Genomic DNA, 26,062 nt, shown 5'->3' with positions numbered 1-26,062 from the left:
AGCTCATTATGTTGACCAGGATTAAAAATATAGGTCGGGGACTCACGAAAATGCTGCCAGTGGCCATTGTGGCTATCCTGGCGGGCTGTACCGACAATTTCGATTCGCTGAATACCGACGCTACCAAGATCAGCAGCGTGGGTAGCAAGGAATATCCGTTCATGTTCGCCTATGCGTTAATGAGCCCAACACTCAGTCCCGACAACTTCGAGGTGGGTGAGGGGACGATCGCCTCGGTGTACTCCCAGTTTTTGTCGCAAGCCGCGCATTCGTTCCCGACCGACCGCTACGTGATCCGGCAGGATTGGATGCCCGCGTGCTGGAACCCGGTGTACACGGCGGCTGCACCGCAACTGAAAACGATTATCGCCGGAACGGAAACGCAAAGCGCCGAGAATGCGCTGGCGAACATCTGGTGGGTTTGGATGTTTCACCGCGTTACCGATTACTTCGGGCCGATTCCCTACTCCGATGCCGCTTCGGGTAAGCGGTATGTTTCCTACACGCCGCAGGACTCGGTTTATTACGACTTTTTTAAACGGCTGGACGCAGCTTCGGCAGTCCTCAAATCGCGTTCAGGCGACAAGCCGTTCGGTACTTACGACCTGGTTTATAACAAAAATGCAGCGCCGGCGACGGCCTGGATGAAATTTGCCAACACCCTTCGCTTGCGTTTGGCATTGCGGATCTCGAAAGTGAACCCGGAAATGGCAAAGCAGCAGGCGGAAGCGGCTGTTGCGGCAGGTGTGATTACCGACATCGCCGATGATGCATATATGCCGAAATCGACCACTACTTATGCCGAGTACAATGGTTTAGCCGTTACGGCCGGCTGGGACGATGTGCGCATGAGTGCTTCGATGGAATCGATTCTGAAAGGGTATGGAGATCCGCGACTGCCGATTTATTTCCAACCGTCCGTTTCGACGGGGACTTACGAGGGTGTCCGTAACGGATTGTTCACGTCGGAAAAAATCGTCGATATCAACTCCCGGCTTTTCAATTCCAATATGGGAACCCGCTGGGCCACCTGGGTAGGAAACGATTGGAAAACCACTTACAACGTGCCGCAAAACATCCTGCACGCGGCTGAGGCCTATTTCCTTCGGGCCGAAGGTGCCCTTAATGGCTGGAATATGGGCGGGACGGCCGAAGATTTTTACAAAAAAGGCATTCAAACTTCCATGGCACAATGGGGTGTCGCCGACCAGGCGGCTATTGCGAAATACATCTCGAATACAGCCCTGCCCATTGCGCCAAAGGATGGGATGAATTCGCCTGCGGTAAACGACTATCCCGTGAAATGGAGTACCTCGGAAAGCATGCAGCGCAAGCAGGTAGCACAGCAGAAATGGCTCGCGTTGTTCCCGGACGGCATGGAAGGCTGGGCTGAGGTAAGAAGAACAGGGCTTCCGAAGCTGTATCCGGTCGTTCACAGTGAAAATTCAGATTTGCCGGAAGGTACATTCATTCGCCGGATGCCTTTTTTGGATACTGAAAAACAAACCAATGCCGCTGAGGTTGAAAAGGCCGTTAAAATGCTCGGCGGGCCCGACAATGCAGCGACACCGCTTTGGTGGGATAAAAACTGAACACTAAACAAATGCTCAACCGCCTTTTCATTGCCTGCCTGCTCATTACCCGTGCTTTTGCGCAAAACACACCTGTACTTCTCCCGCAGCCGGAAACGGTACGCTATACGGACGAAAAACTGCCGGTATCGAGGCTGACCGTTTGGATTCCCGCTTCGGCGCCTAGTGAGGTACGATTTGCTCTGGAGGAGTTGAAGGCCATGCTTGGTGAGTCTGCCGGGGAAAGTATAAAAAAAGCGCCGTCTGCTGCCCTGGCAACATTTCAATGGGTTGTACGGGAGCCAGGTGGTGCATTGCCGGAAGTTTCTGAAATGAACGGCAAGAGTGAAAGGGAGCGTTACAAGCTGACCATCTCGGGCAGGGGTGTACGTGTGGATGCGCGTACTTCCGCGGGATTGTACTATGCCGTGCAGACATTGCGACAGCTGATAACCGGCCAGGGCAAAACTGCATTTATCCCCGGAGTAGTGATCGAAGACCGGCCTGCGCTCACCTACCGCGGAGTGATGATGGATTTTGCGCACGGCGGCCTGCCGACTGTCGCGGAAATCAAACGGCAGATCGACTTTCTGGTACGGTGGAAGACCAACCAATACTATTTTTATAATGAGGTTAGTATTGAATTGAAAGGCTATCCGGCAATCGGGTACCGTTCGGGTTACACCCAGGCGCAAATCCGCGACATTATTGCCTATGGAAAGCAGCGGCACATGGACGTGGTGCCGTTCCTGAACTTATACGGGCATTTGCACGAACTGCTGAGAAACGAGCAATATGCTGGTCTGGCGATCGGGCAGTACGGCCACGAGCTCGACCCGCGCAAGCCGGCAACAAATGCAGTGCTGAAAGACTGGATCAGCCAATATGCCGAACTTTTTCCGGGGCCATTTATCCATGTCGGGTTTGACGAAACCTGGGAAACGAAGCGTATTGCCGACGATAAAGACGTGCGTATCAATGCCGAAGACCTTTGGGTGCAGCAGCTTGCATTCGTAGAGGGGGAGTTGAAAAAGTATGGTAAAACCGTGCTTGCGTGGACGGATATGAACAATTACTATCCGGATATTATTAAAAGGATCCCGGAGGGAGTAATCCCCGTATTGTGGGAATACAAGCCGGACACGGTGGAGATCAACCGGTATCTTAACCCGATTTTGAGGGAGAAAAAGCCGTTTTTTATCCAGCCTGCCGTATCTGGCTGGGGCCATATCTATCCCGATGCCGCCTATACCTACGACAATATAGATCTCTGCCTGCAAGCCGGGGTGAAGCATCATGCACTCGGGTTCATCCATTCGGTGTGGACGGACCCGGTGGAGCCGTTTGTGCGGGCTTCGTGGCTGTTTATGGCTTACGGCTGCATCGGGGCATGGCAAGGATCGGTGCCGGAAAAAAAGCATTTTACGGAAATGTACAGTCGCGTGATGTATCCGAAAGTGGCCGGGGAAATGCAAAAGGCGTTTGATCATCTTGCTGCTGCGAATGCTTCCCTCGATAAATGCCTCGGGCGTAATACGAACGGCATGCCGCGCGGAACGATCATCGAAAGTTGGTCGAACCCGTTTTTGCCTTACTACCTCAAAAACACGAACGAACATGCCGCCGATTTCCGGAATGCACGTAAATCAGGCGAGGCGGCGCAGGCAGAGCTGATCGGGGCATTGGCTAAATGCAGCTCGCAAGATACCGCATTCATTCACTCCATGATTGTTACTGCAAGGTTGATGGCCTACACGGCGACGCGTTTTCTGTGGGCTAAAACGGTGTGCGACAGGTGGAACGAGTCGATGCTGGTGCGGAAGAAGAACGATTTCGTGGTTTATGACCTCGCATATCCATGTCATGGCCTGCTTGTGGATGTGATGGATGAAGCCGGCGAGCTCAAAACGGCCTATTCCGAGGCCTGGCGTTCGGAGTACATGCCCTATCGCCTCAATACGATGCTCGGCCGATTCGACGTGGAGTACGGGTTATGGCAAAAGCTTTACCTTAAGGTGGTTAGCTATCGCATTGAAAACAGGTCCGATCACGTCGCTGACCAGCCATTTGACGTGTTATTCAAGCCTGATTTTTAGGTTTCGAGAGAAAATAGCTGGCTGGATTGCTGCGGCTACTTTATGAATTTGCCATGAAGAATTAGTGATAAAATGACTACCAAAGTTTTTTTGTAAACTATTTTATATAAATTTTGTAAACAAAAAATTAATCAATACTTTTGATCAACAGCCTGTCCTGAACTTCCGCTATGTTATTCGCGAATCTGAATTATCCGTCGATCCGGACATTGATTGAAGACGTGGTAGTAATACTTCCACTCGGCGCGATCGAGCAGCACGGGCCGCACATGGCGGTGTCGACGGATACGGATATCGTTGCGCACCTTGCAGGTGCCGCGGAGGCATCGTTGCCTGATCGCATATTGCTTTGCCCGGCATTGCCGTATGGTTCCAGTCACCATCATTTGTCGTTCGGCGGGACGATCAGCATCAATCCGGCATTATACACACAGGTAATTGTGGATATGGTGGGCTCTTTGCTGCAAAATGGCTTTCGAAGGATCGTGCTGTTGAATGGCCATGGCGGTAACATTACCCCGGTGAAACAGGCCCTGGCGGTCCTCAGTGCCGATTTTGAGCAGGCAAATGCTGTCAATATTGCCCTGGTGACGTATTGGGAGATGGCCGGAAAGCCGTTCGCCGGCGAAGCGCCGATGGAAAGTCCCGCGCTGAGCCACGCCTGCGAGTACGAAACAAGCATGATGCTTCACCTCTTTCCTGAAAAAGTATGGATGGAGAAAGCTGCGCGCGCCGAACGACCACCCAGCAATGGCTACATTCCCTGGGAAGACGATGAGCCTTACCGGGGCGTAACACTCTTTAAACAAACGGCGTACATTTCCAGCAATGGCAGCAGCGGAGAGCCTCAAAAAGCCACAGCGGAAAAGGGCGCGCATTTGATCGGTAAGGCAACGGAAGCGTTGGTGACGTTTCTGCAGGCTTTCGCAGGGTGGGAGATAGGTGGGCGGTTGTAGTCAGGTGTTGTCAGGGATGGCCAGAATGAGTGAGAGATAGTCAGTTGAAGTAAAATATCTTATCAGATAAACGACAAGTAATCGGCAGTTGGCAGTCCATGGTCGGCGGTCAAACAGCCCAATCGTTCACAAAACCCGGCAAACGCCCCACACCATGCCCAAACAAGAAATCAAGCACCCGGATAAAAATGTCAGCACCGGCGCGTATTCAGCCGGTGTTTTGAAAAACGGCTTACTGTTCGTGAGCGGGCAGGGGCCGCTGGACCTGGCGACGGGCGAGGTAAAACATGGCACCATCGAGGAAGAGACATTGCTTACGCTCGAACACGTGAAGAAGGTCGTGGAGGCGGCGGGCGGCACGGTCGACGATATTATGAAATGCACGGTGCATTTGGAGGATATCAATGATTTTGACCGCTATAATGTCGCTTACGCCTCGTTTTTCAAAGGTATTCTGCCCGCCCGGACGACCGTTCAGTCGGTATTGGCGGACGGCATCAAAATCGAGATCGACGCCATTGCGCTGATCGGCTAGTTTACGCACTTGGTTTTTGCATTAATCACAATGAGCTTAAAAGAACGCATCGGCACAGTAGGACTTGGGTTAATGGGCAGTAGCATCGCGACTTGTATCCTGGCGGCGGGGCATAAAGTTACCTCGCTGGTCAGGGAAGAAAGTGAGATTGAACCTGCCCGTAAACGTATTCTGGGCTTCCTGGCAGAACTTCACAACGAAGGCCTGCTGAAAGAATTACCCGAAACGGCGGTCGGACGTTTAACCATTACTACCAACATAGCACACCTGGTCGACCATGAAGTGGTAATCGAGTCGATTACCGAGGATGTGGAGGCTAAAAAGGCCGTTTACAAGGCATTGGAAAATGTGCTTTCAAACACCGCCATTATCGGCAGCAACACTTCGGCCATCCCGGTTTCGGTTTTGCAGGCCGGTTTATGGCATCCCGAAAGGCTGCTGGGCATTCACTGGGCGGAGCCGGCGCATATTACCCGGTTTATGGAGGTGATTTGCGGAAAGGATTCGGATGTGAAATACGCCGGGGAGATGGTGAAGCTGGCCGAAAGCTGGGGGAAGCAACCTTCTCTGCTTCGGAAGGATATTCGCGGGTTTATTACCAACCGAATTATGTATGCAATGCTGCGAGAGGCATTCAATCTGGTGGAAAACGGCTATGCGACGGTCGAGGACGTCGACCGCTCGCTGCGCAACGACCTGGGCTACTGGATCACATTCGCCGGGCCGTTCCGTTTCATGGACCTGACGGGCATTCCGGCTTATCTGACGGTAATGAAGGATCTGTTCCCTGACCTCGATAACCGGCAGACTACCCCTGAAATGATGGAAAAATTGGTAGCCTCGGGTGCGAGGGGCGTGGGCAATGCGCAGGGATTTTATCCCTACACCAAAGAAAGCGCCGAAGCATGGGAAAAGGCATTTAGCGAATTCAGCTACGACATTCGGAAGCTGGCAGAAAAATACCCGCAGGAATGACAACAATCGTATCGGTCCGCGCCACGGAAGTGATCGTGCCGGCCAGGCCGGGAAGCCTCAATTCGGAAACGGTACTCGACAAGGACAGCGCATTCGCCCAAAAGTTCCTGACTGGCGAAAGCTGGACGGAGTTTGCCAACCAGCCGAAATGGATCGTCGAAATGACCCTCGCGGACGGGCTTACAGGCATAGGCGAGACCTATCGCAGCGCTTCCGGCGACCTCATTCGCGAAAGTATGCAGGAATTCGTAGGCAAGGATATATTGAAACTGAACTGGCGCCGGCTGCCTGTGACCGACCAGCGTATTTACGAGGCATTCGAAAGCTGTGTGCTCGACCTGGCCGGAAAGCTGTTGCATGTGCCGGTGTACCAGTTACTCGGAGGCGGTTACCGCGAAACGGTCGATTGCATGGGCTGGACGGGCCGGCGAACACCGGAAGACGCCGCTCAGAAGGCGTTCGAAGCGATGCAGAAGGGCCATAAGGTGTTCAAATTCAAATGCTCCGACGAAGACCCGGTGCGACTTTGGACTGAAGAAATCAAACGGAAGTGCGGTAAGGGTATTAAAGTCCTGCTCGATCCGAACCAGCGCTGGGACGATGTAGGCACGACGATGAAATTGATGGAAGGAGTCGAAATGGAGGTGATGTTGGGGTTGGAAGACCCTGTCCGGCATGCGGATGTCGAAGGTTTTAAATACCTCAAAAAACATCTTGGAATACCATTATACCGGCACATTTCGCTCCCGTACACGCAGGATATCCGCGACATGATCACGTTCGTACGTGCCGACGCGGCTGATGGCTACAATTTCAATGGCTCGGCATACAATTGTGTGCTGCTGGCTGAGATCGCACATCTGGAAGGCAAGCCCTGCTGGCGCGGGTCGGAGGTGGATTTGGGGGTTTCGGAAGCAATGGGCCTGCATATCGCGGCGGCGAGCATTAATTGTACTATCCCGTCGGACATTTTCGGCGAACTGGTGCGGGTGGACGACCTGCTGGCCGAACCCATTGCATTCGAAAACGGAGCCGCGAAAGTGCCGCAGGGAGATGGTCTCGGCGTCGCGCTCGATTGCGAAGCGCTCAAAAAATATCAAACCGGAAAAATCCTAACGGCGCACTTATGAAGAAAGCCTTTTTATCGTGGACTATCCTGTTCTTCTGCAACCTGATCTGGTCGTTCCATTTTACGTGCATTAAACTTACGCAGGATCAGGTGGGGCCATATTTTACGGTGTGGCTGCCGATGTTGCTGGCTACGATTTTTCTCGCGCCCTATGCATGGAGAGACTTCAAAAAGGGAAATAAGAGAATCAGGGACGTTCTTATTTTCGTGCAACTGGCTGCCATAGGCGCATTTCCCTCTCAGGTACTGATGACCTGGGGCACGCAATATTCTCTTGCAAGCAATGCAGCCATCCTGATCCTCGCATTGCCGGTCGTGACGGCAGTTTTCGCATTTTTTATATTAAAAGAAAAAATGAACCGCATTCGGTGGATCAGCTTCGGGATCGCGATCGTAGGTGTGCTGCTTTGCTCGACGGACGATATCCGTAACATGGACATGAGCTCGCAATATGCGGTGGGTAACCTGCTCATATTCCTCGCAATCCTGGGCAATGGCTATTATAATGTAGGCTGTAAAAAGGTTGCCGAGCAATACACCGAGATGGAAATGGTGTTTTACACCTACCTCGTGATGGTGATCCTGCTGGCGCCGCTGGTGTGGTATTACGAGCCGGAAATGTTTTCCGTGATACCGGATTATACCGCCAGAACCTGGACCGGCATGATCGCGCTCACGCTCTTTCACAACTTCCTGTCGATGCTGCTGTTTTTTAAAGTGCTCAGATATCTCGATGCCACGCAGGTCGCATTGTCCAATTACCTCATAACGTTCATGGGATTGCCTATCGCCGCTTTCGTTTTGGGTGAAACATTGAAGACCCAAGCCATTATCGGCGGTGCGCTGGTACTCGCTTCCACATTGATCCTCACGATTGTAGATAGCAAGGCGGCACGGCAAAAGAAGGAGGAAGAACTGGTTAATGTCAATCCATAAAAAAACAAAGAGTATGAATGCAGATAGCGAATTGTTCGGCGTCGTGCCTATTATCCCGACGCCATTTACGGAAAACGAAGAGATTGACGAAGCAGCCCTGCGCGACCTGATCGATTTTGCCGTTTCGAGCGGCATCGAGGCGGTATGCCTGCCTGCTTATGCCAGTGAATTCTACAAGTTGACCGACGACGAAAAATTGCAGGTCGTGCGCGTAGCCGTGGAGCATGCGGCCGGGCGCGTGAAGATCGTCGCGCAGTCAAATCACCCGTCATTGAAACAGGCGATCAGGCTGGCGCAGGCGAATGTGGCTGCGGGTGCGGATGTGGTATCGCTTGCGGTGCCCCGGATTTTCAGCCTGCCGGAGGAGTCGCTCAAAATCTACCTTTCCGAATTTTTGCAGTCCATACCCGATACCCCGGTGTTAATTCAGGATTTCAATCCCGGCGGTTCATCTATCAGCGTTGGTTTTATCACTGAATTAATGGCTGAAAACCTGAATTTTAAATACCTCAAACTCGAAGAGCCGCTTTGTGCGCCCAAGTTTGAAGGTATTATCAGAGAAACCGGCGGGAAAATCGGGCTTTTTGAAGGCTGGGGAGGATTGTATATGCTCGAATTGATTCCGCTGGGTATCCGCGGTGTAATGCCGGGGCTGGCGGTATCGGACATTTTGCAGAAAGTGTTCACGCTGCGCAACCAGGGCGCACACCAAAAGGCTTTTGACCTGTTCGAAAAGGTGATGCCCCAGATATTTTTCTCCCTCCAAAACATGGAACTGTTCCATTATGCAGAGAAGGAGCTGCTAATGGCCCGCGGCATCCTTAAAAACAGCATTGCACGCAAGGCGGCGTATATACCCGATCCATCATCGGTTTCCTATATTAAGGAATTAAATCAGAGGGTATTGGATGTGTTAAACGACGAAACGTGGGAAATCAGGTCATTGGAAACAACCTTATCGAAAGCGTGATTAGAAACAAAGAAAAGAGTATTTTTAAAACCAGCAAAACTAAATACACCACTAAACGCGCTGGTAAAATGAACACTTTCGAGAATCAGGTGGCCGTCATTACGGGTGCCGCTTCCGGTCTTGGGCTCGTAATCGCCCATAAGTTACTGAATGAAGGCGCCAGAATAGGTTTGCTCGATTTGAACGAGCAGGCATTGGATGACGAATTCGTAGGTAATGAGGAGCGCGAGGAGCTCATCGGCGTGGATGTTACCGACGAGCAGCTGGTTGCGGCGGCGGTGGCGCGCGTGGCGAAGCGTTTTGGTAAAATCGATATCCTGATCAACTGTGCCGGGATTACGGGTGCTACCAACATCAAAAGTCACGAGGTAGATACGGTCAATTTGCAGAAGGTGTTCAATATCAATTTCATGGCTAGCTTTTATACGGCGAAGGCGGTGCTTCCGTACATGCTTGAAAACAACTACGGCCGGATCCTACACATTGCGTCCATTGCCGGAAAGGAAGGAAACGCCGGTATGCTGGCCTATTCGGCCTCGAAAGCGGCGGTGATCGGGATGACCAAAGTGCAGGGGAAAGAATATGCCGAGACTGGCATCACTGTGAATGCATTGGCGCCGGCGGTGATCCGGACACCCCTGGTGGACGCAATGCCCGAAGCGCAGGTTAAATACATGACCGACAAAATTCCCATGAAACGTTGCGGCACGCTCGAAGAAGCTGCTAACATGGCCGCATTCATTGTTTCACCGGAGAATAGTTTTACAACCGGCTTTACATTCGATCTCTCGGGCGGCAGGGCGACTTACTAACGACTTTCATCATGCAGAATAACCCACTAAACTTCATTGCTCCCATTGAAGGAGACGTGCTCCATGCCTTCGACGGCCGTTTTTTAGATGGTAAACTGAAAATTACGGTAAAAGTTGCCGCGCCGGAAGACGCTGAAATCTTTGTAAATGGCGTGCAAGCCGAGCGTGCCGACGGCCATTTCGAGGCAGAGGTGTTTTTAGAAGGACATAAAAACCGGCTGGAAGCGGTAGATCGGGTGAGCGGCGAAAAAATCGGCATTCATGTTTTTTGGCTTAGTGATTTCGCCGGGCATTACCGGTTGTCGATTGATGATAATATCTGGTTTTTGCGTGACATTCAGCAGAATAAAGAGCACTATCACTCCCTTTTCGATAACCCCTATCTCGGTTTTTTGAAACAGGTCAATGCGGAATACGGGACCAAAATCCATTTAAACTTATTTTACCAGACGGACGGATTCAACCTCTCTGATTTTACAGACCAATACAAAAATGAATGGAAAGCGAATGCAGACTGGCTTCGGCTTAGCTTCCATGCATTGCAGGAGTTTCCCGACATGCCGTATGTGAATGCTGGTTATGAGGAGGTGAAACGCGATTGTGACCTTATTATGAATGAAATCCGAAGGTTTGCCGGTCAGGAAGTTATGCATTCGGTGACGACCATTCACTGGGGCGAAGCGACTGTCGAAGGCTCGCGGGCCATGCGTGATGCGGGTTACGTGGGGCAGGTTGGATATTTCAATGTGGACGATAACCTGCCATCTGCTTCATACTACCTCACAGCCCAGCAGCGGAGGCATCTCAAAAAGCGCTTTGTATGGCGCGACACGGCAGAGGATATCACTTTCGTGCGTGCCAGCATCGTGATCGATACCAAAAAGCTGGAAGATATCAAACCGCACCTCGACGAGCATGAAAAGAGCGGTTCCAAGCCACCCTACCTCGATTTGCTGGTACATGAGCAATATTTCTATCCGTCCTATTTCAACTACCAGCCCGATTTTCGGAACAAAATTCTCACCGCAGTCCGCTGGGCGAAAGAAAATGGTTATACACCGCAGTTTTTGAGCGAATCCATTTCAAATGCATAACCCGCGCCGCCGATGAATCAGCATCGCAGAGATTTTATTAAAATGACCGGTCTCGGACTTGCCTCGGCGGCATTGCCGTCAGGGGCGACCGGAATGCCGCTGGCAAACGCGACGAGTCCGCAGCAATTCAATATGTGCAATTTCGCTACCCCGAAGCTTGAAACGGTGCGGGTAGGCTTTATCGGCCTGGGAAACCGCGGAATGGCGGCGGTGGAGCGCCTGAACAAGATCGCAGGCGTGGAAATCAGGGCGGTTTGTGATTTGCGGGAAGGGAAAGTAAACGAAGCGATTCAATTGGTGGCCGGTAATGGCCACAAGCCGCAGGGCTACCATACCCACGCAGATGCCTGGAAAAAGCTGAGCGAGCGAGGCGACTTGGATCTTGTTTACATTCTGACACCATGGGCATTGCATACGCCGATGGCCGTGTTTTCGATGAACCACGGCAAGCACGTGTGTGTGGAAGTGCCTGCGGCCAAGACGATCGATGAATGCTGGGAACTCGTAGAGATTTCGGAAAAAACGCGCAGGCATTGCATGATGACCGAAAACTGTTGCTACGACTTTTCGGAGCTGCTTACATTAAATCTGGCACGCAACGGGTTCTTTGGGGAGATCGTCCATGCGGAAGGCGCCTATATTCACAATTTGCAGGAATATGTATTTGACAAGGAGCGTTTTTACCAGTTTTGGGAGCTGAAAGAACTTTCGCAAAGGACTGGTAATCTCTATCCCACGCATGGCTTGGGGCCCATTTGTCAGGTAATGAACATCAACCGCGGCGACGCGATGGACTACCTGGTGTCGATGTCGAACAACGATTTTGTGATGGGCGATACTGCTAAACGCCTGGCTATAAGTGATCCGGATTTCAAACCGTTCGTAGGGAAGCCATTTAACGGGATGATGAACACTTCGACGATCCGGACCAAAAAGGGTAAAACGATTGTGGTGCAGTTCGACGTCGCGTCGCCGAGGCCGTACTCCCGCATTCAGCTTGTGAGCGGTACCAAAGGCGCCGCATTAAAATACCCCGAACCGGCACGGATTTCCAAAGGCCATGAATGGCTTTCGCCCGAAGAATACAAAGCGCTCGAAACAGCGCATACACCGCCTATTGTGAAGAAAATAGGCGAGGTTGCCAAACAAGTCGGCGGCCACGGCGGCATGGATTTCCTCATGGACTGGCGCACCATCGACTGTCTGCGCAACGGCCTACCGCTCGATCAGGACGTGTACGACGCTGCGTTGTGGAGTTCCATTGGTCCGCTCAGCGAATGGTCGGTAGCGCACCGCTCCAACTCCATCGATGTCCCGGATTTCACCCGCGGCGCCTGGAAAACCAATGCGCCCATTGATATTTCCATGGAAAAAGGTGGGACCACCGGCGTAAGGCTCTGAGTTACGATTGCTTTTCGAGCTCAATAAAATCCTGGCGCGCGGGCGTAAAGCAATCGATCACCCTGCATTGCGTATGCGCGATCGCGGAATGGGGCGCGTGCGGCGGAATGTGGGCCGTCATCCCCGGCGTGAGCAGCACGGTCTCCCCGTCTACGGTAAACTCCAGCTCGCCTTCCAGCACATGGCACCACTGCTCATGGAAATGACTATGCTCGGGCAGCACCGTTCCGGCATCGATCGTAAAATGCCCGAAGGTCTGCTGCTCCGAATGGCCCAGCGTGCCATAGATTCCATCCCAGATTTTGATTACTTTATTGGTTTTGAAGTTGACGAAAGGCATTGTGTTGTTTTGGCTTAATAAGGAATTGTTCAGAACAAATGTAGTACTTGGGGGCGACTCCCTTACCAACGATGTGCCCCGGGGAGGTAAACACCAAAAATTTTAAATTACTTCCATAAATTTCAATACCATTTCCATACATTTGTACATACAGCATAAAATTTCAATATTTCAACATTGCGCAGGATCATTTCCATATTGTTGCTGGGGCTGCTGCTTTACAATATGGTGGGCTATTCGATAGTCTACCTGTCGGAGGAGCGCTATACCATCAGTTCTGAGGGAAAGGGCCTGGTGGAGCAGGCGGCAGGTTCTGTGGATATTGTGATCAAAGTGCCCGTGGCTGTCCCTTACCAGAATGACTGGGACGCACCGGAGCCTGTCCAGGGGCAGATCGAGCACGAAGGGCAGTTTTACCAGATGAAAAGCCAGCAGCTCATCAACGATACGTTATATGTGCATTGTGAGTTTGACCAGAACGCCCGCGACCGCTTTTCTGACCTCGTTTCGAAGATCAACGATCAGGTTACCGGCCAGGCATTAGATCCACAAAAAGACGCGCATTCGAGCATTTTAAAGAATTTCCTTAAAGAATACATGACTGCTGGTCGCCAGCATACGTTTTATGTGCTGGAATGGGAGCCATCCGATGATATGGCCCTGCAATTTCCCGTCAGATCTATTCTGCCTGAAAGATATTCTTCTATACCATCCCCGCCGCCGGATCTGGCCTAGTTCATCCCCTCTCATCCTTCCTGTAAAGAGCCTTGCGTTCCCCGCGCGTATGTGTGGATGCGTATATGCTCCCGGCTGCACATGTGAATGCCGCACACAGGAGGAAAGACCGATTTACTAACCCAGAAATCTTCCCTCACAATGGCGCATATTGCTCTACCCGATGAATCGCTGCCCGGCATTGTCGGACTGTTTAACTTCCGGCCTGAAACGGCTGGCCCGCTGCAATTATTGGCTGAAACGCTGCTTCGCGGCGAATCGCCGCTCACAAGTGGTGAGCGCGAACTGATCGCGGCACACGTATCGTACCTCAACAACTGCCATTTCTGCCATACGTCGCACGCTTCGGCTGCGATGGCGCATTTAGGCTGTGACCTCAGTTTGATCGACGACATCAAACAGGGTTTCCAGGTGATTGAGGTGTCCCCCAAACTCCGCGCATTGCTGAATATCGCTGCCAAAGTGCAAAAAAGCGGCAAGGAAGTGACCGACGCCGACGTTGCTGCGGCCCGAGCCGAAGGTGCCGCCGACAAGGAGATCCACGATACGGTACTCATTGCCGCAGCATTCTGCATGTTCAACCGCTATGTGGACGGACTGGGTACCTGGGCACCGCAAGACAACGAGGCCTACCGCGAAATGGGGCAACGTATGGCGTTTACGGGTTATGTACGGTATCCGATCAAGCAAGATGCCATCGAGGCGTAATCATTAAGCAAAAGCACTCATGCCACATATCCCACTACCGGAGCATTTGCCCGGCATTACCGGATTGCTGGAATACAGCCGGGTAACTGCCGAGCCTATACGTCAGCTGACGCAATTTATTCTGCGTGGCGAGAATTCGCTGACGCCCGCGGAGCGTGAACTGATCGCGACCATCGTATCGCATAACAATGAATGCCGGTTTTGCACTGCTGCACACACAGCTGCCGCGGATCTGCTGCTGGGGGAAACCGAAACTTGTGAGATCATGAAACAGGATATCGACGCAGCCCCGGTGAGCAGTAAAATGAAAGCTTTGTTGAAAATCGCGAAGCAGGTGCAGGTGAGCGGCAAGGCAGTAACGGCCGAATCGATAGCGAATGCTGAGGCGGAGGGTGCTACGGACGTGGAAATCCACGATACGGTACTAATCGCAGGCCTTTTTTGTCTTTACAACCGGTACGTCGACGGTATGGCTACCGTGGCGCCGGCTGACCCCCAATTTTATACCGGCCTTGGCCAACGTTTAGTGGACCACGGTTACAACCGGCTGACCAACGGTTACGACCATTTGAAAAAACAGAACTAACCTTCCTGATCTATTTAAATCGAACCTATGAAAAGAATTTTACCTCTTCTATACATCATCATTGCTTTGTGTTTCACGCCGGGCGCCGCCGCGCAGATTGTGGAAGCGCAGAACACGAAAATTTCGGGCCATATCTTTGACAATGAGTCGCAAAAGCCGGTTTTGGGCGTTTCGGTTTCTGTCAAGGGCAAGAATACCGGTGCCGTTACCAATACTGAGGGTTATTTTGAATTAAAAACCAATATCCCCGCTACATTGATCATCTCGCTCGTGGGCTATGCGAGGCAGGAAAAAGAAGTGGCTTCTTCGGAAGCGTTGCGGATCAACCTGGTACCGTCGATCGAGGAGCTGAACCAGGTGGTGGTAACGGCTTCACGCGTGGAAGAGAGCATTTTGCGGTCGCCGGTGAGCATCGAAAAAATGGATTCCCGCGCAATTCAGCAGACGCCATCCGCCAATTTTTATGATGGTTTGGTAAACCTGAAATCGCTCGATATGGTAACGAGCAGTCTGACTTACAAGCAAATCAACACCCGCGGGTTCAATACAACGGGCAACAGCCGCTTTTTGCAACTCGTGGATGGAGTTGATAACCAGCCGTCCGGCCTTGGGTTTGCGATGGGCAATCTTTTCGGGCCGCACGATATCGATGTCGAAAGTGCGGAACTGATCCCCGGCGCAGCCTCCGCATTGTACGGCCCGATCGCATTCAACGGAATGCTCAATACACGCACCAAAAATCCATTTGAATACCAGGGACTGAGCGCCCAGACGAAGTTTGGTATCAATCACCTCGGCGATGGTACCGGCCTTGGAGCGAAGCCGCTTTACGACCTGGCTATCCGTTACGCGAAAGCCTTCAACAACAAACTCGCATTCAAAGTAAATGCATCTTATCTGAAAGGGACCGACTGGTATGCCAACGATTACACCGACATTGATCCGAATACCAACCCGGAAAATCGCGGTCCCAACAACCCCGGCCGGAATGCGTTGAACATCTACGGCGACGAAGTGGCGCAGACATTGCCGAACATCGGCCGCGTGTCGCGCACGGGTTACGAGGAAAAAGACCTTGCTACCTATGGTGTTTACAGCCTGAAACTGAGCGGTGCGCTGCATTACCGCATCACCGACAAGCTGGAAGCCATTTACCAGGGCAACTTCAACCAGGGAACGGCTCAGTATACCGGTTCAAACCGGTTTGTGATCAACGATTTCAAATTCGTGCAGCACAGGCTGGAACTCCGGGGAAGTAATTTCTACGTGCGTGCCTATACCAACCACGAGTATTCCACCAATTCCTACAATACCCGGGCGTTGGGCCAGCAGATCAACCGTAGCTGGGTGAAAGACCTCGCGGGCAACACCGTCGCTCCCAACAAAGCCGATTCGACCTGGTTTGCGAGGTACGCGGCAGCTTATAATGGCGCGGTTACCGGTGTCGCGCAGCAGAACCATACCGCCGCACGCGGCTTCGCCGATCAGGGGCGCATTGCGCCGGGTTCCGACGCATTTAATACAGCCAAAGACCAGTTGATTAAAACACGTGGATTGGCAGGTGCCGGTATTCTCAGCCAGTGCAGCCTGAATCACGTGGAAGGAATGTACGATTTCAGTTCACTTTTGAGAGTGGTCAATTTCCAGGTCGGCGCCAACTACCGGAAGTATTTTCTCAACACGGGCGGGACGCTTTTCGACGACAAGGATAAAAACCTGACCAACGAAGAGTACGGCGTTTTTGCCCAGGCTTCGAAATCGTTTTGGAAAGATCGTTTGAAACTGACCGTTTCGGGCCGTTACGACAAGAACGAGAACTTCGATGGCCGTTTCACGCCGCGTGCTTCCGCCGTTTTCTCCCCCAGCGAAAACCACCATTTCCGCGCATCTTACCAAACCGGCTTTCGCAACCCGACGATCGGCGATCAGTATATCAAGCTGAATGTTGGCCCGATCATCATTCTCGGCGGTGCGCCCGTCAATTCTGTGGGTTTGAATGCCTATTCCAACTCGGTGACGATTGCTTCGTTCTCACAATTTGCGGCGGCATTCGGAGCCGATATGCAAAAAGGAGTCCCGTTCCCCCAGGCCGTTGCGAACAACAAGGACAAGCTGGTGAAATCGAATGTGCCTTATATCAAATCGGAGAAAGTGAAAAGCTATGAGATTGGGTATAAGGGACTGATTGCGAAACAACTGTTATTTGATGTGAACTATTATTACAGCCGGTATACTGATTTTATTATCAACACGGTGGTAGCTGCGGCGCCATCCAATATTTTGGCTGCCGACGGCTCGGTGAACCAGGAGGCCGCTATGCAGTTGCTGGGAGCGGGACGGCAGTTGTACCAGTTATATACCAATGCGAAAGACAAAGTGTCGATCCAGGGTGTAAGCGCCGGTTTGACCTACTCTTTACCTAAAAACTACAAAGTATCGGCGAATGCAACCTGGATCGATTTCAACATGGGCGAGGCCGATCCGAATAATATCCCGGCATTCAACACGCCGAAATGGAAGTCCAATGTGATTTTCGGCAATTCACGCCTGACAGATCGCATCGGTTTCAATGTGGCCTGGCACTGGCAGGAAGCATTCGATTGGTACGGCACATTTACCGAAATGCGTCCGGGCCGCGTGAATGCCTACAACTTGCTCGATGCGCAGGTTAGCTATCGCATTCCCAGCCTGAAAACGGTTGTTAAACTGGGTGGTTCCAATATCACCAACAAATACATCGTGCAGGCATACGGCTCACCGGCTGTGGGAGGGTTGTATTATATCAGTCTGAATTTCGACCAACTTTTCCGCTAAACCGCTATGGAAACTCTGGAAATAACCCGCGTAGAATCCACCAGCGTAAGCCGGAAATGGCTTGCATTCGCGCTTTGTGTGGTCGCCTATACATTAAGCGGCACGGTCTCGACGCTGATGTCGGTATACCTGCCGGTAGCCATTCCCGAGCTGAAAGGCGCGGCGGTGAGTGAGGCGAAGCTGGGCGAGATAGGGGCGTATGTGAACGCGATATTTCTCTACGGATGGATGTGTGGCGGATTGCTGTTCGGCGTCGTAAGCGATCGGATCGGCCGGAAGAAATCGCTGACGCTGGTGACCGCATTGTACGGCGTTTCCACCTGCCTCGTTACCATCGTGCCCGATTGGTACTCTTTGCTAGCCATTCGTTTCACGGCCGGAATGGGCGTGGGCGGCGTGCTGCTGATCACGACCGTGTATATTTCCGAAATATGGGATGTGCGTAGCAAGGCCGTAATCCTCGGCATTCTGGCGGTTTGCTTCCCCATCGGGATCGTAACCACCGGCAGTCTGAACCTGCTGTTTTCGGACTGGCGGACGGCATTCGGCATCGGATTGATCCCGGTTGTGGCGGCATTGCTGATCTTCCTGCTTTTGCCGGAATCGGATAGGTGGAAAGGTATAAAGCAAGTGAGGGATGGTCAGAAAGGTAGTGAGGGGATTTTCGACGCTGAAAACCGGCCTAATGTCATTAAAGGCTCACTGATTTTCGGTGCGGTGCTTATTGGACTTTGGGGGATATTCTCGTGGTTGCCTACGTGGGCGCAGTCGTTGCTCGCGAGCGGGCAGGACGGCCAGAAGGAGCGCGGGTTGCTGATGATCCTCCTCGGAATGGGCGGCATCACCGGTGGTATTTTTTCGGGCATTCTGATAAACCGGTTTGGCAAGAAAAATACATTGATAGCCACATTCACTGGCTGCGTAGTGCTATGCGGCGTGCTGTTTATCACCAACCGCACATTTTCCAGCATCATTTACATCGAAACGGCGATGCTGGCATTCTGCTTCGGGATCAGCCAGGGCGCATTGTCCAGCTACATTCCCGAGCTGTTTCCGGTTGCGGTGCGTGGCACGGCCACAGGTTTTTGTTTTAACGTCGGGCGGTTCTTTACCGCGACGGCGGTGTTTTTCATTGGCTCCCTGGTGACGGTGCTGGGTGGTTTCGGGAATGCCCTGCTGGTATTCTCGCTGCCTTTCCTGGTCGCGCTGTTTGTCACATTCAGAAGCAAATGAACGTGGTTTTGCGTATTATCATAGGTTAATATATTGGGCAAACGGGTTCGCCGCTTGGCGGACCCATTTCTTACAATTGCTACAATTCTTTCGGCGCGCTGCGCCTCTTCCACTGATTCTTTTTCGAAATATCCTATATGAAGAAGCTCTTTTACCTCGGAATTCTCGGTGTTATCCTCTACGAAATCGCGAAGGTCTACTTCATTATGCCCATGCCGGGCAGCCAGCAGATGAATAGCATTGATGCCTCCTATATACTCCATACATGGCGCTGGCCGCTACGGATATTGTTCTGGGCAATGGTTGTGGTCGGTGGGTTTTCAGTTTTTTCGGGTAAAATGAAATGGCTGCCTGCCATTTTTCTGCTATTGGCGGCAGGCATTACTTACACGACGAACTTCGAAATGGCTGCGGATACGATGTTTTACCAACCTTCGCAGGTAATCCAGCACGATGCGGCAACTAATAAAGTAGATATGGACCGACTGGTGATCGGCGTGGAGCATAATGGCGAAGCAAAGGCCTATCCGATCCAATATATTGGCTACCATCATCAGGTACGCGACGTGCTCGGCGGGAAGCCCATCATGGTAACCTATTGTACCGTTTGCCGTACAGGCCGGGTTTTTGAGCCAACGGTCGATGGCAAACCGGAGGTTTTCAGGCTCGTGGGAATGGACCATTTCAATGCGATGTTCGAAGACGGCGAAACCGGCAGCTGGTGGCGGCAGGTCAACGGCGAGGCGATCGCCGGTCCGCTGAAAGGCAAAATGCTTCCCGAGCTTGCCAGTACCCAAACTTCATTGAGCCAATGGCTGAAACTGCATCCAAATAGCAAGGTAATGCAGCCCGACCCGGTTTATAAGGCCATATACGACTCCATGAGCCGCTACGAATCTGGTCGCGGGAAGTCGGCACTCACTAAAACCGACACGCTTCCGTGGAAAGAAAAATCGTGGGTAGTGGGCATTCAGGCCGGCGGCGCAGCCAAGGCATTCGACTGGAACCGCCTCAAAAAGGAGCGCATCATCAACAGCCAGGTAGGGCCGGCCGCCGTTGCTTTGGTACTCGGTGCCGACAACAACAGCTTTTTCGCATTCGATAAAGCAATCAATGAGCCATTTACATTCAGAAACGACACCATTTTTACCAAAACCGGCTCCCACGACCTACTCGGCAGACGCCTCACCGGCACCGGCAATGACCTGAAACGCATTAACGCCTACCAGGAGTTTTGGCACAGCTGGCGCACTTTCCACCCTGGTACCGAACAATACTAAATTGGCGGTCGGCCGCAACGGTGTCTTCACGGCCGGCGGCCGCCGTGGCATCAGAAAGTACAAACGCTAATGAAACAACTTTACTTAATTATCCTCATTCTCTGCACCCTTCTCCCAAGTGCCCAGGCGCAAACCGACAAAACGAAGGATTACCACAAAGTGCTTGACCTCAACGAAGTTACCGTAGGCGAACGCAAGAATACTATCCACACAGAACGCCTCCCCGACGTCCATAACACTTACATTACCGCCGGTAAAAAGAGCGAAGTGGTCCAGATCGACGGCGTGAACGGCAATATCGCGGAGAAAACGGGCCGGCAGATTTTTGCCAAAATCCCGGGCGTATTCGTGTACGATATGGACGGCAGCGGCAACCAGGTCAATATTTCCACCCGAGGCCTCGACCCGCACCGATCCTGGGAATACAACATCCGGCAGAACGGCATCATCACCAACTCCGACATGTACGGCTATCCCGCGAGCCACTACAGTCCGGCTATGGAATCGATCCAGCGCGTGGAGCTGGTAAGGGGAACATCCTCATTGCAATACGGCGCGCAGTTCGGCGGGATGATCAACTACGTGACTAAAAGCCCGGATACGACCAAAGCATTCACGTTCGAAACCGTTAATTGGGCAGGTTCTTTCGGGCTTTTCAGCTCCTACAATGCCATTGGCGGCAAGGTGGGCAAGCTGACCTACTCAGCCTATTACCAGAAGCGCCATTCCAATGGCTATCGCAAGAATGCAAAGTCTGACGCTGAGTCGCAGTACGTGAGCCTGATGTACGAATTCAGTAAATCTTTCCGCATCAAAGCGGAGCTCGGCCGTTCTGAATATGTATACCAAATCCCGGGGCCGCTGACCGACGCGATGTTTAAAGAAGACCCGCGCCAGTCGACCCGCTCACGTAACTATTTCAATCCGGACATTTATGTGCCATCGATCGTCCTGGACTGGAAAATCAACCCGAATACGCAATTGAAACTGACCACCTCGGGCGTTTACGGTGCGCGGAACAGCGTGATGTTCGATGCATTCGCCAATGTTCCCGACACGATCAGCCGCGTTACCAATGCCTACCGCACGCGCCAGGTGGATATTGATCATTTCAAAAGCTTCACCTCCGAGCTGCGCCTTGTGCATCAGTACGATTTCCTCGGTTTCCGCCATGTGGTTTCGGGCGGCGTTCAGTACATGCACAACAAGCTCCGTCGCCGACAATTGGGCAAAGGCACGACGGGCAGTGATTTCGACCTGTCGCTAACCGACCCTCAGTTCGGTCGCGATATGTACCTGACCACCAATAACATAGCCGTTTTTGTAGAAAACCTCATTTTCATTACCCCGCGACTGAGCATTTCGCCAGGTGTACGTGTGGAGAAAGGCGGTACCGACATGACGGGCAAGATCACTTACTACGATCCGCAGAACCTGCCCAATACCATCAGGCACAGCTTCCCGCTCTTCGGGCTTAGCTCGCAATACAAGATCGGGGAGCATAGCAGGGCTTATGCAGGCTTCTCGCAGGCTTACCGCCCGGTGGTTTTCAAGGACATTATTCCCGGGTCGGTTTTGGAAAAGGTGGACAAAAACCTGAAAGATGCGACGGGCTACAACCTGGAAGCGGGTGTCGGCGGTAATATCAGAGATGTTTTGAAATATGATATCGGGCTGTTCCAGGTGATGATCAACCACCGGATGGGCACTGTGTCGATGAAGGACGAAAACGGGACCGCCTACCTGTACCGCACCACCACCGGCGACAGCAGAACCCGCGGCGTAGAGGCTTATCTTGAATACACAGCATTCAGGCAATACAATGGTGGCGAAGCCCAGACAGAACTCTCGTTTTTCACTTCCACATCCTATTTCGATGCCAGATACGTTCGCGGAACAGCCGTGTCTGGCGGTGAGAACAAAAGCGTATCCGGCAATCGTGTGGAAGGCGTTCCTACCTGGATTTCAAGAAACGGTATTCAATTTCAATATAAAAAACTCTCGGTAACTGCTCAATATAGCTATGTAAGCTCCAACTTCGCTAACCCGCTGAATACCGTAGAGCCTTCTGTAAATGGTACTATCGGCAAAGTGCCGGGTTACGGTCTGCTCGACCTGAATGCGACGCTTTACCTCGGTCAGCATTACAAGCTGCGTTTCGGTATGAACAACATCACCAACAAGCAATACTTCACCAAACGTCCTACGATGTACCCCGGCGCCGGGGTTTGGAGCTCAGACGGCCGCAGCCTAGGGGTTTCGTTCGCGGTCAAGATTTAAGCGATAGCGCGAACGTAGACGTTCGCGCACGTTATTCGCAGGGCTCTGGCCGGTCACGTGTGCACGACCGGCCAGAGCCCTGCGAATATTAAGCACGAAGCGGAGCTTCGCGCCACTCCTCGTTCGCTTTTTTGTAACCGATGATGTATCTGATTGTTGTCTAATGATTTTATAATCAGTTTGTTATGAATATTAAAAGGAAAATATTTTAAATTAATAGTGACGTTTCCCTCTTCTTCACGACTTACCTATGACAACAGAAATCGGTTCTCCGGATTTTCCATTGATCCAGGCTATCAAGAATGGCAATGAAAAGGCCCTCGGGCTTTTTTACAAGGATAATTTTGGTAAAATCCTGCACCTGGTACTGAAAAACAGCGGAAGCGATGACGACGCGCGCGACGTGTACCAGGATTGTATGATGGAGGTCGTTTTGCAGATCAGGGGTGGTCGGCTGGACCAGTTGAGCAGCAGGCTTTCTACCTATTTGTACTCGGTTTGCTATTACAAGTGGATCGACCGGCTGCGGCAGAAGGGAAAACAAATGCAGACGGGTTTCGACGAGGACCTGGAAACGGCGGTGATCGAAGAGGAGGACGACAGCACACCCTACCTGCCCGCGCTTGAAAAAGTGCTGGCACAAATAGGTGAAAAATGCATGCTGCTGCTGAAAGCCTTTTACTACGAAAAGCTGACGATGACGCAGATCGCTTCGAAGCTTGGTTTTGCGGATGAAAATTCTGCCAAAAGCCAGAAGAACAAGTGTATGGACAAAGCGCGGTTTCTGGGAAAAAATGTGCTGAAACAACATTACAGCTGACCCCATGGAAAACGAAGACAAAACCGAACGCATTGACCGCTACCTCGACGACATGCTTACGCCTGAGGAAAAGATCGCATTCGAAGCAGAAATGGCCGCCAATCCCGATTTTCGGTTCGAAATGGAAGCGCAGGAAGCCGTGCGAAACCTCATCAGCAGCCAGGCAGAAAAAGAAGACCTCCGCCGAATGTTCACGACATTTCATCATGAATTGGATGCCCTACCGATCGCTGCGGACGAAAGCAGTTCGAAGAAGAAAAAAGGCATTCTGCGTAAACTGCAATGGAGCAACTGGTCATATTCAGCCATTGCAGCTTCTGTTGCGATCCTGATCATTGGCGTGTGGACTGTTTGGAATAACATAAACCCGGCGGGTAATAATGCGACTGGTAACCAGGAAATCCGCGTGGACGAACGCAACGAGGTGTTCCGCGTGCCTTTGCTAAGCTGGAAAACCGTTGATTTCAAACCGGTTTTGCAAGACAAGCAGCTGATCGACGCTACGATCATCAGAAGCAGGGAATACCGCTCACATTACCGCTTCAACGACATTCTTGAAATATACTCCGACAAGCTGACTGAAAAGCAGCAGAAGATCAGCATCGCGTACGATGTGGACACGAAGCAATATCGCCTCCATATCGGAAATAACAGTTACCCCATCCGCAAAGCGGAGCAGATCACGCCATTGACCCAGCCCTGAGAACATTATAGCCCATTTCTACCATGAGTCCGCAGAAATTACGCATTGGCCGCAAGCCGGATAATGATATTGTGGTGGACCATCCGAGCGTGAGCGGCTACCACGCCCTGGCAACCCTCGGCCCCGACCATTCGGGGATTCTGGAAGACAACGACTCGTCGAACGGCACATTTGTGGACGGCGTTCGCATCCGGAAGACGCAGTTTACCCCGCGCAGCAGCATTCTGCTGGGCAAAATGCCTTTTGAAGCCAGCAAGATATTCCGCTTCGACAAGCAGCCCGACGATTACACCTTCGAGTTTGGAGAAATGCGCCCGGTCTGGCAAAAGCTTGAAGACGAGCGCGTGGCGATGATCGACATTCAGAAAAAGATCGACGTGATGCTCGCCATTCCGTACATCGGGCGGGTGATCATTTTGTTGATGAACAGACATTACGGGCTGGAAAACCGGCGTGTGAAATGGAAGGAAGATATACGCCGCCTGTGGGTATGCCCGGCCTGTCAACAACCGCTCCGCGACTACGACTGGCTGACATGGAACGATTGCGAGCACCTCAAAAAGTGCCCGAAATGCAAAGCAAGATGGTTTTAGAATTTTTTTCAAAAAAATCGGTGACCTTCTGAAAGCGGCTCCGATAAAGGTTCAAATGAATGAAAACTTCTAAAATCTACGACCATGTCAGAGCAAACCCAGATTATCGAAGAAGACAGCGAGCTGTCGCGGGAAGCAACCGTTACCCCTAAAAAATCAAAAGGCAAAGCCGGTACAGCCATCGCCGCGGGCGCTGCCGCGGGTATGGGCGCGATCGCGTACGACGCGTATGCGGGCGACGTGCATACGGGCGACGTGCATACGGGCGACGACACTAAAAAGGATGAAACCACGCCGGGCGGCGTTCCGGCTGGCGATGATGAAGCGAAGTCGGACAGTACCGAATCCACTGCCCCTGCCGATACGGTCGTTGCGGAAAACAATCCGGTACAGGATTCGATCCCCGCCGGCCAGCCCAATGTGTTTCTCATACCCGACCACCTCAGCATTGTGAATGCGCCGGATGATATGAGTTTCAACGAGGCTTTCGCATGGTCGCGCGAGAAAGCCGGCCCGGCGCAGCTTTTTGAATGGAAAGGAGAGTTGTATCACACCTGCCATCCCAACGAGTATGCTGCATTACCGCAGGAAATGAAGGAGATTTTCCAGGATATGTGGCTGGATAATGCGTTCGGTTTTGCCGAACTGCCTGCCGAAGGCTCCATGGTGAGCTATGACTACGAGGTGGAGCCTGCGGTGGAGGAAGTAACAGACCCATCCGTAGCGACCGACTCAACTACTGATTCCACTGCAACAGATTCGACCGTGGTCGCCGAAGAGGATAGCGTGAGCATGGACACCGACGAATACGACATTGTGTACACCCAGGAGGATTACGACAGTGATTTCGACGGGCTGGACGAGTGGGTGAACCCGGAAGACATCGCGTAATAGCCACATTTAACCGCAACAACTATGATCGTTGTTTGTCCATCGTGCCAGGCTAGGCTGAGGGTCAATGAAAAGGCATTGTCGCCGCAGAACCCCGTGATTTCCTGCGTTCGCTGCCAGTCGCCCATCCGCATTGAACTGCCTGCGGCGGAGCGCCCGGCATTTGAAGAGGCTACCCTCATTTTCGAGCCCGCCGAGGTAGGCTGGGTGATCGTCCACGATGAATACACCGAATCACAAACGCTTCCCCTGAAACCCGGCTTGCAGATTGTGGGCCGGTTTTCGGAGAGTAAGCCTTGCGAAGTGATGATCCAATCGCAGGATCGGTATATGAGCCGGCGGCATCTGGTGATCGAGGTTGTGAAAAGTAAGGAAGGGGTGTACAAATACTGGGTTTCCGAACATCCCGATTGTACCAATCCTACATTCATCGATACCTATCCACTCAAACGCGGCACGACCGTCGAACTGGTCGATGGGGTCATTATGCAATTGGGTAAAACCAAAGTGGCATTGAAGACCGCCGCCGCGGCCGGAACTGCCCGCAAGGCCGCCGAAACCGTGGCTAATACTGATTTTGCCAAAACAGTACTTTTCTGACGAC

At 52.1% G+C, this 26,062-nt stretch carries 24 protein-coding genes; 23 read left to right on the top strand and 1 reads right to left on the bottom strand.

Annotated elements, in window-relative coordinates:
* The first annotated feature begins 8 nt into the window (after positions 1-8).
* The 11 genes from IEY24_RS23595 to IEY24_RS23545 all read left to right on the top strand — a co-directional run bounded on the left by IEY24_RS23595 (position 9) and on the right by IEY24_RS23545 (position 12,475).
* Positions 9-1,592 (top strand): SusD/RagB family nutrient-binding outer membrane lipoprotein, encoded by a 1,584-nt coding sequence (locus IEY24_RS23595; RefSeq protein WP_188936730.1) that lies wholly within the window; start codon positions 9-11, stop codon positions 1,590-1,592.
* 11 nt (positions 1,593-1,603) lie between these two features.
* Positions 1,604-3,667 (top strand): glycoside hydrolase family 20 zincin-like fold domain-containing protein, encoded by a 2,064-nt coding sequence (locus IEY24_RS23590; protein ID WP_188936728.1) that lies wholly within the window; start codon positions 1,604-1,606, stop codon positions 3,665-3,667.
* A gap of 170 nt (positions 3,668-3,837) precedes the next feature.
* Positions 3,838-4,623: a creatininase family protein gene (locus tag IEY24_RS23585; protein WP_188936725.1), complete on the top strand. Its 786-nt coding sequence runs from the start codon at positions 3,838-3,840 to the stop codon at positions 4,621-4,623.
* A 154-nt stretch (positions 4,624-4,777) separates the two neighbouring features.
* Positions 4,778-5,158, top strand: a complete 381-nt coding sequence (locus IEY24_RS23580) for a RidA family protein (RefSeq protein WP_188936723.1) — start codon at positions 4,778-4,780, stop codon at positions 5,156-5,158.
* A 30-nt stretch (positions 5,159-5,188) separates the two neighbouring features.
* Positions 5,189-6,133: a 3-hydroxyacyl-CoA dehydrogenase family protein gene (locus IEY24_RS23575; RefSeq protein WP_188936721.1), complete on the top strand. Its 945-nt coding sequence runs from the start codon at positions 5,189-5,191 to the stop codon at positions 6,131-6,133.
* Positions 6,130-7,263, top strand: a complete 1,134-nt coding sequence (locus IEY24_RS23570) for a mandelate racemase/muconate lactonizing enzyme family protein (RefSeq protein WP_188936718.1) — start codon at positions 6,130-6,132, stop codon at positions 7,261-7,263. Before IEY24_RS23575 ends, IEY24_RS23570 begins: the two co-directional genes overlap by 4 nt.
* On the top strand, positions 7,260-8,198 hold the full coding sequence (locus IEY24_RS23565; RefSeq protein ID WP_188936716.1) for a DMT family transporter: 939 nt from the start codon (positions 7,260-7,262) through the stop codon (positions 8,196-8,198). The genes IEY24_RS23570 and IEY24_RS23565 overlap by 4 nt, the downstream gene beginning before the upstream one ends.
* Before the next feature lie 13 nt (positions 8,199-8,211).
* Entirely contained in the window at positions 8,212-9,168 is a 957-nt protein-coding gene (locus IEY24_RS23560) for a dihydrodipicolinate synthase family protein (protein WP_188936715.1), read from the top strand.
* A gap of 68 nt (positions 9,169-9,236) precedes the next feature.
* Positions 9,237-9,980: an SDR family NAD(P)-dependent oxidoreductase gene (locus IEY24_RS23555; RefSeq protein ID WP_188936714.1), complete on the top strand. Its 744-nt coding sequence runs from the start codon at positions 9,237-9,239 to the stop codon at positions 9,978-9,980.
* Between the two features lie 11 nt (positions 9,981-9,991).
* A complete protein-coding gene (locus tag IEY24_RS23550; RefSeq protein WP_188936713.1) occupies positions 9,992-11,074 on the top strand; it encodes a hypothetical protein in 1,083 nt (360 codons plus the stop codon).
* Positions 11,075-11,086: 12 nt separating this feature from the next.
* Positions 11,087-12,475, top strand: coding sequence for a Gfo/Idh/MocA family protein (locus IEY24_RS23545; RefSeq protein WP_188936711.1), 1,389 nt, complete (start codon positions 11,087-11,089; stop codon positions 12,473-12,475).
* Between the two features lies 1 nt (position 12,476).
* Here the strand turns inward: IEY24_RS23545 and IEY24_RS23540 are convergent, their stop codons facing one another.
* On the bottom strand, positions 12,477-12,815 hold the full coding sequence (locus IEY24_RS23540; RefSeq protein WP_188936709.1) for a cupin domain-containing protein: 339 nt from the start codon (positions 12,813-12,815) through the stop codon (positions 12,477-12,479).
* Positions 12,816-12,992: 177 nt separating this feature from the next.
* Here IEY24_RS23540 and IEY24_RS23535 point away from each other — a divergent pair, with 177 nt between their 5' ends.
* From IEY24_RS23535 to IEY24_RS23480, 12 genes are all read left to right on the top strand, one after another.
* A complete protein-coding gene (locus tag IEY24_RS23535) occupies positions 12,993-13,550 on the top strand; it encodes a hypothetical protein (protein ID WP_229222925.1) in 558 nt (185 codons plus the stop codon).
* A gap of 141 nt (positions 13,551-13,691) precedes the next feature.
* Positions 13,692-14,258, top strand: coding sequence for a carboxymuconolactone decarboxylase family protein (locus tag IEY24_RS23530; protein ID WP_188936706.1), 567 nt, complete (start codon positions 13,692-13,694; stop codon positions 14,256-14,258).
* Between the two features lie 19 nt (positions 14,259-14,277).
* Positions 14,278-14,844, top strand: coding sequence for a carboxymuconolactone decarboxylase family protein (locus tag IEY24_RS23525; RefSeq protein ID WP_188936697.1), 567 nt, complete (start codon positions 14,278-14,280; stop codon positions 14,842-14,844).
* Between the two features lie 27 nt (positions 14,845-14,871).
* Positions 14,872-17,658 (top strand): TonB-dependent receptor, encoded by a 2,787-nt coding sequence (locus tag IEY24_RS23520; RefSeq protein ID WP_188936695.1) that lies wholly within the window; start codon positions 14,872-14,874, stop codon positions 17,656-17,658.
* Between the two features lie 6 nt (positions 17,659-17,664).
* On the top strand, positions 17,665-18,891 hold the full coding sequence (locus tag IEY24_RS23515; protein ID WP_188936692.1) for an MFS transporter: 1,227 nt from the start codon (positions 17,665-17,667) through the stop codon (positions 18,889-18,891).
* Positions 18,892-19,028: 137 nt separating this feature from the next.
* On the top strand, positions 19,029-20,171 hold the full coding sequence (locus tag IEY24_RS23510) for a DUF3179 domain-containing (seleno)protein (RefSeq protein ID WP_188936690.1): 1,143 nt from the start codon (positions 19,029-19,031) through the stop codon (positions 20,169-20,171).
* 69 nt (positions 20,172-20,240) lie between these two features.
* Positions 20,241-22,451, top strand: a complete 2,211-nt coding sequence (locus IEY24_RS23505) for a TonB-dependent receptor family protein (RefSeq protein WP_188936688.1) — start codon at positions 20,241-20,243, stop codon at positions 22,449-22,451.
* 250 nt (positions 22,452-22,701) lie between these two features.
* Positions 22,702-23,271 carry an RNA polymerase sigma factor gene (locus IEY24_RS23500; RefSeq protein ID WP_188936686.1) on the top strand — a complete coding sequence of 190 codons (570 nt, stop codon included), beginning with the start codon at positions 22,702-22,704 and terminating at the stop codon, positions 23,269-23,271.
* A gap of 4 nt (positions 23,272-23,275) precedes the next feature.
* Positions 23,276-23,974, top strand: a complete 699-nt coding sequence (locus IEY24_RS23495) for an anti-sigma factor (protein ID WP_188936684.1) — start codon at positions 23,276-23,278, stop codon at positions 23,972-23,974.
* A 23-nt stretch (positions 23,975-23,997) separates the two neighbouring features.
* A complete protein-coding gene (locus IEY24_RS23490; RefSeq protein WP_188936682.1) occupies positions 23,998-24,567 on the top strand; it encodes an FHA domain-containing protein in 570 nt (189 codons plus the stop codon).
* Between the two features lie 84 nt (positions 24,568-24,651).
* Complete coding sequence (locus tag IEY24_RS23485) at positions 24,652-25,458, top strand: hypothetical protein (protein WP_188936680.1); 807 nt, start codon at positions 24,652-24,654, stop codon at positions 25,456-25,458.
* A 24-nt stretch (positions 25,459-25,482) separates the two neighbouring features.
* Complete coding sequence (locus tag IEY24_RS23480) at positions 25,483-26,058, top strand: FHA domain-containing protein (RefSeq protein ID WP_188937362.1); 576 nt, start codon at positions 25,483-25,485, stop codon at positions 26,056-26,058.
* The last annotated feature ends 4 nt before the right edge of the window (positions 26,059-26,062 follow it).

Source organism: Dyadobacter endophyticus (genome assembly GCF_014641595.1).
Taxonomy (GTDB): Bacteria; Bacteroidota; Bacteroidia; order Cytophagales; family Spirosomataceae; genus Dyadobacter; species Dyadobacter endophyticus.
This window is presented reverse-complemented; position numbering and strand designations above follow the sequence as displayed.

Coding starts and splice junctions, on each gene's coding strand:
- IEY24_RS23595 (WP_188936730.1), top strand. CDS start 9: ATGTTGACCAGGATTAAAAATATAGGTCGGGGACTCACGAAAATGCTG.
- IEY24_RS23590 (WP_188936728.1), top strand. CDS start 1,604: ATGCTCAACCGCCTTTTCATTGCCTGCCTGCTCATTACCCGTGCTTTT.
- IEY24_RS23585 (WP_188936725.1), top strand. CDS start 3,838: ATGTTATTCGCGAATCTGAATTATCCGTCGATCCGGACATTGATTGAA.
- IEY24_RS23580 (WP_188936723.1), top strand. CDS start 4,778: ATGCCCAAACAAGAAATCAAGCACCCGGATAAAAATGTCAGCACCGGC.
- IEY24_RS23575 (WP_188936721.1), top strand. CDS start 5,189: ATGAGCTTAAAAGAACGCATCGGCACAGTAGGACTTGGGTTAATGGGC.
- IEY24_RS23570 (WP_188936718.1), top strand. CDS start 6,130: ATGACAACAATCGTATCGGTCCGCGCCACGGAAGTGATCGTGCCGGCC.
- IEY24_RS23565 (WP_188936716.1), top strand. CDS start 7,260: ATGAAGAAAGCCTTTTTATCGTGGACTATCCTGTTCTTCTGCAACCTG.
- IEY24_RS23560 (WP_188936715.1), top strand. CDS start 8,212: ATGAATGCAGATAGCGAATTGTTCGGCGTCGTGCCTATTATCCCGACG.
- IEY24_RS23555 (WP_188936714.1), top strand. CDS start 9,237: ATGAACACTTTCGAGAATCAGGTGGCCGTCATTACGGGTGCCGCTTCC.
- IEY24_RS23550 (WP_188936713.1), top strand. CDS start 9,992: ATGCAGAATAACCCACTAAACTTCATTGCTCCCATTGAAGGAGACGTG.
- IEY24_RS23545 (WP_188936711.1), top strand. CDS start 11,087: ATGAATCAGCATCGCAGAGATTTTATTAAAATGACCGGTCTCGGACTT.
- IEY24_RS23540 (WP_188936709.1), bottom strand. CDS start 12,815: ATGCCTTTCGTCAACTTCAAAACCAATAAAGTAATCAAAATCTGGGAT.
- IEY24_RS23530 (WP_188936706.1), top strand. CDS start 13,692: ATGGCGCATATTGCTCTACCCGATGAATCGCTGCCCGGCATTGTCGGA.
- IEY24_RS23525 (WP_188936697.1), top strand. CDS start 14,278: ATGCCACATATCCCACTACCGGAGCATTTGCCCGGCATTACCGGATTG.
- IEY24_RS23520 (WP_188936695.1), top strand. CDS start 14,872: ATGAAAAGAATTTTACCTCTTCTATACATCATCATTGCTTTGTGTTTC.
- IEY24_RS23515 (WP_188936692.1), top strand. CDS start 17,665: ATGGAAACTCTGGAAATAACCCGCGTAGAATCCACCAGCGTAAGCCGG.
- IEY24_RS23510 (WP_188936690.1), top strand. CDS start 19,029: ATGAAGAAGCTCTTTTACCTCGGAATTCTCGGTGTTATCCTCTACGAA.
- IEY24_RS23505 (WP_188936688.1), top strand. CDS start 20,241: ATGAAACAACTTTACTTAATTATCCTCATTCTCTGCACCCTTCTCCCA.
- IEY24_RS23500 (WP_188936686.1), top strand. CDS start 22,702: ATGACAACAGAAATCGGTTCTCCGGATTTTCCATTGATCCAGGCTATC.
- IEY24_RS23495 (WP_188936684.1), top strand. CDS start 23,276: ATGGAAAACGAAGACAAAACCGAACGCATTGACCGCTACCTCGACGAC.
- IEY24_RS23490 (WP_188936682.1), top strand. CDS start 23,998: ATGAGTCCGCAGAAATTACGCATTGGCCGCAAGCCGGATAATGATATT.
- IEY24_RS23485 (WP_188936680.1), top strand. CDS start 24,652: ATGTCAGAGCAAACCCAGATTATCGAAGAAGACAGCGAGCTGTCGCGG.
- IEY24_RS23480 (WP_188937362.1), top strand. CDS start 25,483: ATGATCGTTGTTTGTCCATCGTGCCAGGCTAGGCTGAGGGTCAATGAA.